Source organism: Pseudomonas sp. Hz4 (assembly GCF_054898165.1).
This window is the reverse complement of record NZ_CM142719.1, coordinates 3,431,655-3,442,799: the sequence shown is the minus strand read 5'-3', so window position 1 is coordinate 3,442,799 and position 11,145 is coordinate 3,431,655. Positions and strand designations below refer to the sequence as shown.

The 11,145-nt window shown below is 59.5% G+C and carries 10 protein-coding genes; 3 read left to right on the top strand and 7 right to left on the bottom strand.

Features of this window, described 5'->3' with window-relative positions:
• Both ACYZTR_RS15660 and ACYZTR_RS15655 read left to right on the top strand, forming a co-directional pair.
• On the top strand, positions 1-579 hold the full coding sequence (locus ACYZTR_RS15660; protein ID WP_461972256.1) for a hypothetical protein: 579 nt from the start codon (positions 1-3) through the stop codon (positions 577-579).
• Between the two features lie 74 nt (positions 580-653).
• Complete coding sequence (locus tag ACYZTR_RS15655) at positions 654-1,253, top strand: GGDEF domain-containing protein (protein ID WP_461972254.1); 600 nt, start codon at positions 654-656, stop codon at positions 1,251-1,253.
• Here ACYZTR_RS15655 and ACYZTR_RS15650 read toward each other — a convergent pair.
• Positions 1,222-1,647: a VOC family protein gene (locus tag ACYZTR_RS15650; protein WP_461972252.1), complete on the bottom strand. Its 426-nt coding sequence runs from the start codon at positions 1,645-1,647 to the stop codon at positions 1,222-1,224. The genes ACYZTR_RS15655 and ACYZTR_RS15650 overlap by 32 nt on opposite strands.
• A gap of 111 nt (positions 1,648-1,758) precedes the next feature.
• Here ACYZTR_RS15650 and ACYZTR_RS15645 point away from each other — a divergent pair, with 111 nt between their 5' ends.
• Positions 1,759-2,625 carry a LysR family transcriptional regulator gene (locus tag ACYZTR_RS15645; protein ID WP_461972250.1) on the top strand — a complete coding sequence of 289 codons (867 nt, stop codon included), beginning with the start codon at positions 1,759-1,761 and terminating at the stop codon, positions 2,623-2,625.
• A 180-nt stretch (positions 2,626-2,805) separates the two neighbouring features.
• Here the strand turns inward: ACYZTR_RS15645 and fabI are convergent, their stop codons facing one another.
• From fabI to ACYZTR_RS15615, 6 genes are read right to left on the bottom strand one after another with little or no spacing between them, the layout of a single operon-like run.
• A complete protein-coding gene (fabI, locus tag ACYZTR_RS15640) occupies positions 2,806-3,600 on the bottom strand; it encodes an enoyl-ACP reductase FabI (RefSeq protein ID WP_008152082.1) in 795 nt (264 codons plus the stop codon).
• A 24-nt stretch (positions 3,601-3,624) separates the two neighbouring features.
• Entirely contained in the window at positions 3,625-5,232 is a 1,608-nt protein-coding gene (locus ACYZTR_RS15635; protein ID WP_461972248.1) for an ABC transporter ATP-binding protein, read from the bottom strand.
• A 1-nt stretch (position 5,233) separates the two neighbouring features.
• Positions 5,234-6,253, bottom strand: a complete 1,020-nt coding sequence (locus tag ACYZTR_RS15630; RefSeq protein WP_461972246.1) for an ABC transporter permease — start codon at positions 6,251-6,253, stop codon at positions 5,234-5,236.
• A gap of 1 nt (position 6,254) precedes the next feature.
• The gene (locus ACYZTR_RS15625) at positions 6,255-7,328 is read right to left on the bottom strand and encodes a microcin C ABC transporter permease YejB (RefSeq protein ID WP_282380248.1); all 1,074 of its coding nucleotides are present in this window, start codon (positions 7,326-7,328) and stop codon (positions 6,255-6,257) included.
• Between the two features lie 4 nt (positions 7,329-7,332).
• Positions 7,333-9,174 (bottom strand): extracellular solute-binding protein, encoded by a 1,842-nt coding sequence (locus ACYZTR_RS15620; RefSeq protein ID WP_461972244.1) that lies wholly within the window; start codon positions 9,172-9,174, stop codon positions 7,333-7,335.
• On the bottom strand, positions 9,171-11,003 hold the full coding sequence (locus ACYZTR_RS15615; protein WP_461972242.1) for an extracellular solute-binding protein: 1,833 nt from the start codon (positions 11,001-11,003) through the stop codon (positions 9,171-9,173). The genes ACYZTR_RS15620 and ACYZTR_RS15615 overlap by 4 nt, the downstream gene beginning before the upstream one ends.
• Positions 11,004-11,145 lie beyond the last annotated feature (142 nt).

Genomic DNA, 11,145 nt, shown 5'->3' with positions numbered 1-11,145 from the left:
ATGAAACGACATCTGATTCTTGGTGCGGTGGTGTTGATCGGCCTGATCGGTTACGCCGAGGACCTGTTCGCTGACGATAAGGAAGCCATCAAGGCGTTCGATACGGTGCAAAAGGTCTTTCAGAGCCCGCGTTGCCAGAACTGCCATATTCCCGGCGATTCGCCACTGCAATTCGACGCCGGGATTCCCCACGCAATGAACGTCGTGCGGGGCATGGACGGCAAGGGTGCGGCGGGTTTGCCCTGCGCTACTTGCCACGCCGACAGTAATTCGCCGGCCAGTTATGGCGCTAACACCCCACCGGGAGCACCGCACTGGAGCCTGCCGCCCGCTGCGCACAAAATGGCCTGGATCGGTCTGCCGGCCGATAAGTTGTGCGCAATGATCAAGGATCGCTCCAGCAACGGCGACCGCGATTTCGCCGCGCTGATCAAGCACGTCAGCGACGACAAACTGGTGCTTTGGGGCTGGAATCCGGGTCAGGGAAGGGCGCCGGTATCGGTGCCGCACGAGATTTTCGTCACCCAGTTCAAGCGCTGGGCAGAAGCTGGAGGGCCGTGTCCGATACTGGGTAGTTGACCGGCGGTCAGTTAACAGGGAGTCAAACAGGGTATGGACGACTCTAAGAAATATACCCACCAATGGAGTGAGTAATGCTGATCCCAGGCAAACCGGTAAAACCAGGCGCGTGCGCTGACCCGTTGCGCACACCACTGCAGAAGCGCGAACTGCTGCGTGACCTGGCCCGCAAGGCCGAGGAGGAGCTGATGGGCGTGCAGATGGCGAGCATGGACGAACTGACGCTGCTCTCCAATCGACACGGTTTTACAGCGCTGGCCCAACAAGGGCTGGATGCCTGCCAGCAGCTGGAAAAGCCGGCGACGCTACTGCTCTTCAATATTGATGACTTCAAATACATCAACTATCTCTATGGTCGAGACAAGGGTGACAAAGCCCTGAAAACCTTCGCTGATGTGCTGCGAATTGCCTTTCGCGAGAGCGATGTGATCGGCCGACTGGGTAACGACAAATTCGTCGCGTTGTTGACCGGCTCAAGCGTTGTGGAGATACCCGCCATCAAGGCGCGACTCGAAGAAATACTCGAAGAGCGCAATGCCACGTTGCATCGCGGTTATGACATCCGCTTCAGCATCGGGCAAATCGAGTGCAACGCTCAACTTCCCGGCTCGATTGAGGAGTTGTTGGCGCAGGCCGATGCGTTCACTTGGCAAACAACTGGCCCACATCTTTGAATGCCTTGAACTCAAGCGCGTTGCCGCACGGATCGAAGAGAAACATCGTCGCTTGCTCACCCACCAATCCCTGAAAGCGAATGCCCGGTTCGATCACGAATCGGGTGTCCAGCGATTTCAATCGCTCGGCCAGCGCTTCCCATTGCGCCATACCCAACACCACACCGAAATGCGGCACGGGCACGTCATGACCGTCGACAGCATTGGTGTGCGCGGCTTCTTGAGACGCGTTTTTCGGCGCCAGGTGAATGACCAGCTGATGGCCGAAGAAATTGAAATCGACCCAATGATCGCTTGAGCGACCTTCTTCCAGGCCGAAAACGCCGCCATAAAAATTCCGCGCGGCGGTCAGGTCGTAAACCGGGATGGCCAAGTGAAAAGGGGAGAGTTGCATCGCACGTGCCTCGACTGTTTGGATTTAGACTGAGTTTAGCCCTGTGCTTTTTGATTAAAAGACGATAATTTTTACATCGAGCTCAAATTATTTCGATCAATCGAGAAGGCCATGCTGCGGGAACTGAAAACCTTCATTGCCGTGACGCGCTACGGTACTTTTGCCGCAGCCGGGATGCACATCGGCCTTACCCAGTCGGCCGTCAGCGCGCAGATTCGCAATCTGGAACAGGCCCTGGGGATTCGTTTGTTCGACCGCACCGGACGACAAGCGCTGCTGAATGCGGCGGGCCGGCGGGCGTTGCCGCTGGCCAGGGAAATGTTGGAGACCTTCAGCCGTATGGCGGTCAGCGATGATGTCAGCGAGTATCGCGGCGAGTTGAAAATTGGCGCGGTGGCCACGGCCCAAACCGGACTGCTGCCCCAGGCGTTGCTGCGGCTGAGGCAACAGGCGCCGTTGCTGGAGCCGAAACTGGTACCGGGCGTGTCGCTGAACCTGCTGAGCCAGGTGGACACCGGTGAGGTGGATCTGGCGATCCTGATCACGCCGCCGTTCGAGTTGCCCAAGGAATTGTCGGCGCAGGTCATTCGCCGGGAGCCGTTCGTGCTGATTGTGCCGGCCGACCTTGAAGGCGATGAGCCGTTGCAGATCCTCGCGAGCCATCCGCATGTGCGTTACGACCGCAACTCGTTCGGTGGGCGCCTGGTGACGCGGTTTTTGCGCGAGCAGCAGATTGATGTGCGGGTGGCTTTGGAGCTGGATGAACTGGAAGCGATCGTGAAAATGGTCGAATGCGGATTGGGGGTGTCGCTGCTACCCGAAGCGGGGCTCTGGCTTGAGCATGGGGCGAAGGTCCGGATCATCCCGTTGGGTGAGCTGGCTTTCTATCGCGAGATCGTGTTGTTGCAGCGTTATAGCCAACGCACACAGCCGATCCAGCAGCTGTTTGCCCGGTGTCTGACACAAATCGATGGTTAATCACAAATCCCCTGTGGGAGCGGGCTTGCTCGCGAAGAGGGCGTCACATCCAACATCCATGTGACTGACACACCGCCTTCGCGAGCAAGCCCGCTCCCACAGGGGCTTGAATTGTTCTTGGAATTTCGGGCACAAAAAACCCGCCTGAAGAGGCGGGTTTTTTAGTTGGCTGACCGAAGATTACTCTTCGAGACTGCCCATGGCCGTGGTGTTGAAACCACCGTCCACGTACATGATTTCGCCGCTGATGCCGGACGCCAGGTCCGAGCACAGGAAGGCGCCGGCGTTGCCGACTTCGTCGATGGTGACGTTGCGACGCAGCGGGGTTTGCGCTTCGTTGGCGGCCAGCATCTTGCGGAAGTTCTTGATGCCGGAAGCGGCGAGGGTGCGGATCGGGCCAGCCGATACGCAGTTGACGCGGGTGCCGTCCGGGCCCAGGGAACCGGCCAGGTAACGAACGCCAGCTTCCAGGGAAGCCTTGGCCATGCCCATGACGTTGTAGTTCGGCATGGTGCGCTCGGCGCCCAGGTACGACAGGGTCAGCAGGCTGCCGTTGCGGCCTTTCATCATTTCGCGGCCAGCTTTGGCCAGGGCCACGAAGCTGTAGGCGCTGATGTCGTGAGCGATGCGAAAACCTTCACGGGTGGTGGCTTCGGTGAAGTCGCCGTCCAGTTGGTCGCCCGGGGCGAAGCCGACGGAGTGCACGATGCAGTCCAGGCCGTCCCACTTCTTGCCCAGCTCAACGAAGACCTTGGCGATTTCTTCATCGCTGGCCACGTCGCACGGGAAGCACAGGTCAGGGTTGGAACCCCAGCTTTGTGCGAACTCTTCGACACGACCCTTGAGTTTGTCGTTCTGATAAGTGAAGGCAAGCTCAGCGCCCTCGCGATGCATGGCGGCAGCGATGCCGGATGCGATGGACAGCTTGCTGGCGACACCGACGATCAGTACGCGCTTACCGGCGAGAAAACCCATGTGTTGCTCCTCTTTTTCAGGTTATTACGCAGTGGCTGGAACCAGGAAAGCGGCTTCCAGCAACTGCTGTGTATACGGATGTTTGGGGGCCGCAAAAATACTTTGCGCGTCTCCCTGTTCGACCACTTGGCCTTGCTTGACCACCATCAGCTGGTGGCTCAGCGCTTTGACGACAGCCAGGTCATGGCTGATGAACAGATACGTCAGGTTGTACTTGGTTTGCAGTGAGCGCAGCAGCTCCACCACTTGGCGTTGCACGGTCCGGTCGAGGGCCGAAGTCGGCTCGTCCAGCAGAATCAACGCCGGTTTTAGCACTAATGCCCGGGCAATGGCGATTCTCTGCCGTTGCCCGCCGGAAAATTCGTGAGGGTAGCGGTGCCGGGTTTCCGGGTCCAGACCTACCTCCTTGAGTGCCGCAATAATCGCTTGTTCCTGTTCCGCCTCGGTGCCCATCTTGTGGATCCGCAGGCCTTCGCCGACGATCTGGCTTACGCACATCCGTGGGCTCAGGCTGCCGAACGGGTCTTGAAACACCACCTGCATCTCCCGACGCAGCGGCCGAACCTGTTGCTGCGTCAGGCAGTCTAGCTGCTTGCCTTCAAAACGGATCGCGCCTTTGCTACCGATCAGCCGCAAAATCGCCAAACCCAGTGTCGACTTGCCGGAACCGCTTTCTCCCACAATCCCCAAGGTCTGGCCTTGAGGCAGGCTGAAATTGATCCCGTCCACCGCTTTGATGTGGTCGACGGTCTTTTTCAGAAAGCCTTTCTTGATCGGGAACCAGACTTTCAGGTCCTCGACTTGCAGCAATGGCGGGCCAATAACGTTGGTTGCAGGCATTCCGCTGGGCTCCGCTGCCAGCAGTTCCCGAGTGTACGGATGCTGCGGCGCGTGGAACAACTCTTCGCACGATGCCTGTTCGACGATGCAACCGCGCTGCATGACACATACGCGATGCGCAATTCTTCGCACAAGGTTCAAATCGTGACTGATCAGTAGCAGCGCCATGCCCAATCGGGCCTGTAATTCCTTGAGCAATTCGAGGATTTTCAGTTGGACGGTCACGTCCAGCGCGGTGGTCGGCTCGTCGGCAATCAGCAGTTCCGGCTCGTTGGCCAGGGCCATGGCAATCATCACTCGCTGACGCTGGCCGCCAGACAATTCGTGAGGCAGGGCCTTGAGGCGCTTCTCGGGCTCCGGGATGCCGACCATTTCCAGCAACTCCAGCGTGCGCTTGGTCGCGACTTTGCCGATCAGGCCCTTATGGGTGCTCAACACCTCGTTGATTTGTTTCTCGATCGAGTGCAGCGGATTGAGCGAGGTCATCGGTTCCTGAAAGATCATCGCGATCCGGTTGCCACGGATGTGGCGGATGGTTTTCTCTTTCAGGCTCAGCAGGTTCTGCCCGGAGTACTCGATGGTCCCGGACGGATGCCGGGCGAGCGGGTACGGCAGCAACCGCAGGATCGAGTGAGCAGTGACCGATTTGCCGGAGCCACTTTCGCCCACCAGCGCCAGGGTTTCCCCTCGCTTGATATCGAAGCTCACGCCTTCGACCACCCGCTGGACGCGAGCACCGACGACGAATTCGACGGCCAGGTCGCGCACTTCGATCAGATTGTCCTGATTCATTTCACTTCCTCGGGTCGAAGGCATCGCGAGCGGACTCGCCGATGAATACCAGCAAACTCAACATCAACGCCAGCACCGCAAACGCGCTCATGCCCAGCCACGGCGCCTGCAGGTTGGACTTGCCCTGAGCCACCAGTTCACCGAGGGACGGCGCGCCAGGCGGCAGACCGAAGCCCAGAAAGTCGAGAGCGGTCAGGGTGCCGATGGCACCGGTCAGGATGAACGGCATAAAGGTCATGGTCGAGACCATGGCGTTGGGCAAGATGTGGCGGAACATGATCGCACCGTTCTGCATCCCCAACGCCCGCGCAGCGCGCACGTATTCCAGATTTCTCCCGCGCAGGAATTCGGCGCGGACCACGTCGACCAGGCTCATCCACGAGAACAGCAGCATGATCCCCAACAGCCACCAGAAGTTCGGTTGCGCGAAGCTAGCGAGGATGATCAGCAGGTACAGCACCGGCAGTCCGGACCAGATCTCCAGAAAACGCTGCCCAGCCAGATCCACCCACCCACCGTAGAACCCCTGCAAAGCCCCAGCAATGACGCCGATGATCGAGCTGAGAATGGTCAGCGTCAGCGCAAACAACACCGAAATCCGGAAGCCGTAAATCACCCGGGCCAACACATCGCGACCCTGATCATCAGTGCCTAGCAGGTTGTCGGTGGAGGGCGGCGCCGGAGCCGGGACTTTCAAGTCGTAGTTAATGCTTTGGTAACTGTAGGGGATCGGCGCCCACAGCACCCAGGCGTCTTTGGCCTTGAGCAATTCGCGGATGTACGGGCTCTTGTAGTTGGCTTCCAGCGGGAATTCACCGCCGAAGGTGGTTTCCGGGTAACGCTTGAGCGCCGGGAAGTACCAGCCGTTGTCGTAGTGCACCACCAGCGGTTTGTCGTTGGCGATCAGCTCGGCACCGAGGCTCAGCCCGAACAACAGCAGAAACAGCCACAGCGACCACCAGCCACGCTTGTTGGCCTTGAACAGTTCGAAACGTCGGCGATTGAGAGGGGAGAGATTCATCTCAATGCTCCCGGCTTTCGAAGTCGATGCGTGGATCGACAAAGGTGTACGTGAGGTCGCCGATGAGTTTCACCACCAGCCCCAGCAGGGTAAAGATGAACAGCGTGCCAAAGACCACTGGGTAATCGCGGTTGATCGCGGCCTCAAAACTCATCAGCCCGAGACCGTCGAGGGAGAAGATCACTTCCACCAGCAACGAGCCGGTGAAGAAGATGCCGATAAACGCCGACGGGAACCCGGCGATCACCAGCAGCATGGCGTTGCGGAACACATGGCCGTAGAGCACGCGGTGATGGGTCAGGCCCTTGGCCTTGGCAGTGACCACGTACTGTTTGTTGATTTCATCGAGGAAGCTGTTTTTGGTGAGCAGCGTCATGGTCGCGAAGTTACCGATCACCAGTGCCGTGACTGGCAATGCGAGGTGCCAGAAGTAATCGAGAATCTTGCCGCCCATGCTCAACTCGTCGAAGTTGTTGGAGGTCAGCCCTCTGAGCGGGAACCAGTCGAAATAGCTGCCACCGGCGAACACCACGATCAGCAGGATGGCAAACAGAAATGCCGGGATCGCGTAGCCGACGATGATCAATGAGCTGGTCCAGACATCGAAGTGGCTGCCGTGTCGCGTCGCCTTGGCGATCCCCAGCGGGATCGACACCAGGTACATGATCAGTGTGCTCCACAGCCCTAGGGAGATCGACACCGGCATCTTTTCCTTGATCAGGTCGATGACCTTGGCATCGCGAAAGAAGCTGTCGCCGAAATCCAGGGTGGCGTAGTTCTTGATCATGATCCACAAACGTTCCGGCGCCGATTTATCGAAGCCGTACATGTGTTCGATTTCCTTGACCAGCATCGGGTCCAGGCCCTGGGCGCCGCGATAGGCGGAGCCGGCCACCGAGACTTCGGCACCGCCGCCGGCGATGCGGCTGGTGGCGCCTTCGAAGCCCTCGAGCTTGGCGATCATCTGCTCCACCGGCCCGCCGGGAGCGGCCTGGATGATCACGAAGTTGATCAGCAAAATGCCGAGCAAGGTCGGGATGATCAGCAGCAGTCGCCGAAAAATATACGCCAGCATCTGATTACTCCGTGCCTGCAGGGTCGGCTTGCAGTTTGGTTTCGACTTCTACCGCAGGTTTCGCGTCAGGCTTGACCCACCAGGTGTTAATGCCGATGTCGTACTTGGGTGAGATTTTCGGGTGACCGATGTGGTTCCAATAGGCTACGCGCCAGGTCTTGATGTGCCAGTTGGGGATCACGTAATAGCCCCATTGCAGCACGCGGTCCAGCGCGCGGGCGTGGGCTACCAGGCTTTTGCGCGAATCGGCGTTGATCAGTTGCTCGACCAGTTGGTCCACCACTGGGTCTTTCAGGCCCATGGAGTTGCGGCTGCCGGGTTTGTCGGCGGCAGCGGACATCCAGAATTCACGCTGTTCGTTGCCCGGTGAATTGGACTGCGGGAAGCTGCCGACGATCATGTCGAAGTCCCGGGAGCGTACGCGGTTGATGTACTGCGAGACGTCGACCCGGCGGATCACCAGGTCGATGCCCAGGTCGCTGAGGTTGCGCTTGAACGGCAGCAGCACCCGCTCGAATTCGGTTTGGGCCAGAAGGAATTCGATAGTCACCGGTCTGCCTGTGGCGTCGACCATCTTGTCATCGACGATCCGCCAGCCCGCCTCTTGCAGCAGTTGATAGGCCTTGCGCTGCTGGGCGCGGATCATGCCGCTGGCGTCGGTTATCGGGTTCTGGAACGCCTCGCTGAACACCTGCTCGGGAACCTTGCCGCGGAACGGATCAAGGATCGCCAACTGATCGGCATCCGGCAGGCTGGAGGCAGCCATTTCCGAATTCTCGAAATAACTGCGGGTGCGCGCGTAGGCGCCATTGAACAGTTGCTTGTTGGTCCATTCGAAGTCCAGCAACAGGGTCAGGGCCTGACGCACGCGCACGTCCTGGAACACCGGGCGGCGCAGGTTGAACACGAAGCCTTGCATGCCGGTCGGGTTGCTGTTCGGGATCTGTTCCTTGATCAGCCGGCCCTCGGTGACGGCCGGGATGTTGTAGGCGTTCGCCCAGCTCTTCGCGGCCATTTCCAGCCAGTAATCGAATTGCCCGGCCTTGAGCGCTTCCAGGGCCACGGTGTTGTCGCGGTAGTAGTCGGTGGTCATGACGTCGAAGTTGTAGAAGCCGCGGTTGGCCGGCAGGTCCTTGCCCCAGTAATCCTTGACCCGCTCATAGCGCACCGAACGCCCGGCCTTCACTTCACTGACCTTGTACGGGCCGCTTCCCAACGGCATTTCCAGGTTGCCCTTGTTGAAATCGCGAGTTGCCCACCAATGCTTGGGCAACACCGGCAACTGGCCGAGGATCAGCGGCAGCTCTCGGTTGTTGGTGTGTTTGAACTTGAACAGCACCGTCATTGGGTCTTCAGCGACCACTTCCTCGACATCGCTGTAGTAACCGCGGTACAGCGGCGCGCCGTCCTTGATCAGGGTCTGGAAGCTGAACACCACGTCCTCGGCGCGCATCGGATGCCCGTCGTGGAAGCGCGCTTCGGGGCGCAGGTAGAAACGCACCCAGCTGTTGTCCGGGGCTTTTTCGATCTTGCCGGCGACCAGACCGTATTCGGTGAACGGTTCGTCCAGGCCCTGTTTGGCCAGGGTGTCGTAGATCATGCTGATGTCGTCGGCCGCGACCCCTTTGCTGATGAAGGGATTGAGGCTGTCAAAGCCGCCGAAACCGGCTTGACGGAAGACCCCGCCCTTGGGCGCATCGGGGTTCACGTAATCGAAATGTTTGAAGTCGGCCGGGTATTTCGGCGGCTCGTTGTACAGGGTCAGGGCATGTTGCGGGGCGGCGCAGGCCAGCCCGGCGAACAACAGGCCGCTGGCCTGCAAGAGCAGGGCGCGTACGGGTTTCATCGATCTTTCTCCGAAGATTTCAGCCACCACGCGCTCAGGCCCAACGTGTAGGGCGGCGTGGTGACGAAGGCGAACCGGTTGCGGTAGGCCAGGCGGTGATAATTGAGGTACCAGTTGGGAATGATGTAGTGCTGCCATAGCAATACCCGGTCCAGGGCCTTGCCGGCGGCGACCTGTTCATCGCGGGTCTGGGCGGCGAGCAATTGTTCGAGTAAATGGTCGACCACCGGATGGGCGATGCCGGCGTAGTTTTTGCTGCCCTTGACCCCGACCTGGCTGGAATGGAAGTACTGCCATTGTTCCAGGCCCGGACTGAGTGTCTGGTTGAGGGTTATCAGAATCATGTCAAAATCGAACTGATCGAGGCGTTGCTTGTACTGGGCGCGATCGACGGTGCGCAGCCGAGCGTCGATGCCGATGCTGGCAAGGTTCTCGACGTAAGGCTGAAGGATGCGTTCCAGGTTCGGATTGACCAGCAGGATCTCCAGACGCAACGGCTGCCCGGCGGCGTTCTGTACGCGTTGGCCACTCAGCTTCCAGCCGGCCTCAGCAAGCAGGCTCAGGGCCTGGCGCATGGTTTCCCGGGGAATGCCGCGCCCTTGGGTCTGCGGCAGGCTGAATGGTTCGGTGAACAGCTTGGCGGGCAACTGCTCGCGATACGGCTTGAGCATCAGCCATTCATGGCCGACCGGGAGGCCGGTGGCGGAGAACTCGCTGTTGGGGTAGTAGCTCATGGCGCGTTTGTAAGCGCCGCTGAACAGGGTGCGATTGGTCCACTCGAAGTCGAACATCAGGCCCAGGGCTTCACGGACCTTGGTCTCGGAGAGGGCCGGGCGCCGGGTGTTCATGAACAGGCCCTGGCTCTGGGTCGGGATTTTATGTGCGATTTGCGCCTTGATGACGTCGCCGCGTCGTACCGCCGGGAAGTGGTAACCGTTGTCCCAGTTCTTCGCCTGATGCTCGATATAGATGTCAAATTCGCCGGCCTTGAAGGCTTCGAAGGCAACGTCGCTGTCGCGGTAGAACTCGACTTCCATGCGGTCGACGTTGTATTTGCCGCGATTGACCGGCAGGTCTTTGCCCCAGTAATCCTTGACGCGTTGGAAAACGATCTGGCGCCCAGGCTCTACCGACGTGATGCGATACGGTCCACTGCCCAGTGGCGGTTCGAAGGTGGTGGCCTTGAAGTCACGCCCTTTCCAGTAATGCTGGGGCAGCACGGGCAATTCGCCCAAGCGCAGGATCAGTAACGGATTGCCGACACGCTTGAAGACGAAACGAATGCGCTGCGGGTTGAGGATGTCGACCCGCGACACTTCCTGAAGAGTGGTGCGGTATTGCGGATGGCCTTCCTTGAGCAGCAGACGGTAGGAGAACGCCACGTCATAGGCGGTGATCGACGTGCCATCGTGGAAACGCGCTTCGGGGCGCAGGTTGAACACCACCCAGCTGCGGTCCTCGCTGTACTCCACGGATTGGGCGATCAGGCCATAGCTGGAGGTCGGTTCATCGCCGGACGGCGCGTACTGCCCGGTGCCGACCATCAGTGGTTCGTTGAGCTCATTGATGCCGTATTGCGAGAAATTCGGCGTGGAAACCGGACTTGAGCCCTTGAAGGTGTAGGGATTGAGCGTATCGAAGGTGCCAAACGCCATCACCCGCAACGTACCGCCCTTGGGCGCTTGCGGGTTGACCCAGTCGAAGTGGGTAAATCTGGCCGGGTACTTGAGCGTGCCGAACTGCGCATAACCATGGCTTTCGCTGATCGTCGCGCTTGCGGGGCAGCTCAAGGCCAGGCTGATCAGGAGCAGGAGGAGGGGACGCTTCAAGTCAGAGATCCGATCCAGGCGGCTTGGGCTTTGTGGCCCGTACAGTAACAGCTTGTATCGACAGGAAAAAGACGGGGGCTTAACGCGCCGTTAATTGCTCGGGTGACAGGCCACAATGGACAAAAAAAGCCCCTGAAGTCAG

Coding starts and splice junctions, on each gene's coding strand:
- ACYZTR_RS15660 (WP_461972256.1), top strand. CDS start 1: ATGAAACGACATCTGATTCTTGGTGCGGTGGTGTTGATCGGCCTGATC.
- ACYZTR_RS15655 (WP_461972254.1), top strand. CDS start 654: ATGCTGATCCCAGGCAAACCGGTAAAACCAGGCGCGTGCGCTGACCCG.
- ACYZTR_RS15650 (WP_461972252.1), bottom strand. CDS start 1,647: ATGCAACTCTCCCCTTTTCACTTGGCCATCCCGGTTTACGACCTGACC.
- ACYZTR_RS15645 (WP_461972250.1), top strand. CDS start 1,759: ATGCTGCGGGAACTGAAAACCTTCATTGCCGTGACGCGCTACGGTACT.
- fabI (WP_008152082.1), bottom strand. CDS start 3,600: ATGGGTTTTCTCGCCGGTAAGCGCGTACTGATCGTCGGTGTCGCCAGC.
- ACYZTR_RS15635 (WP_461972248.1), bottom strand. CDS start 5,232: ATGAATCAGGACAATCTGATCGAAGTGCGCGACCTGGCCGTCGAATTC.
- ACYZTR_RS15630 (WP_461972246.1), bottom strand. CDS start 6,253: ATGAATCTCTCCCCTCTCAATCGCCGACGTTTCGAACTGTTCAAGGCC.
- ACYZTR_RS15625 (WP_282380248.1), bottom strand. CDS start 7,328: ATGCTGGCGTATATTTTTCGGCGACTGCTGCTGATCATCCCGACCTTG.
- ACYZTR_RS15620 (WP_461972244.1), bottom strand. CDS start 9,174: ATGAAACCCGTACGCGCCCTGCTCTTGCAGGCCAGCGGCCTGTTGTTC.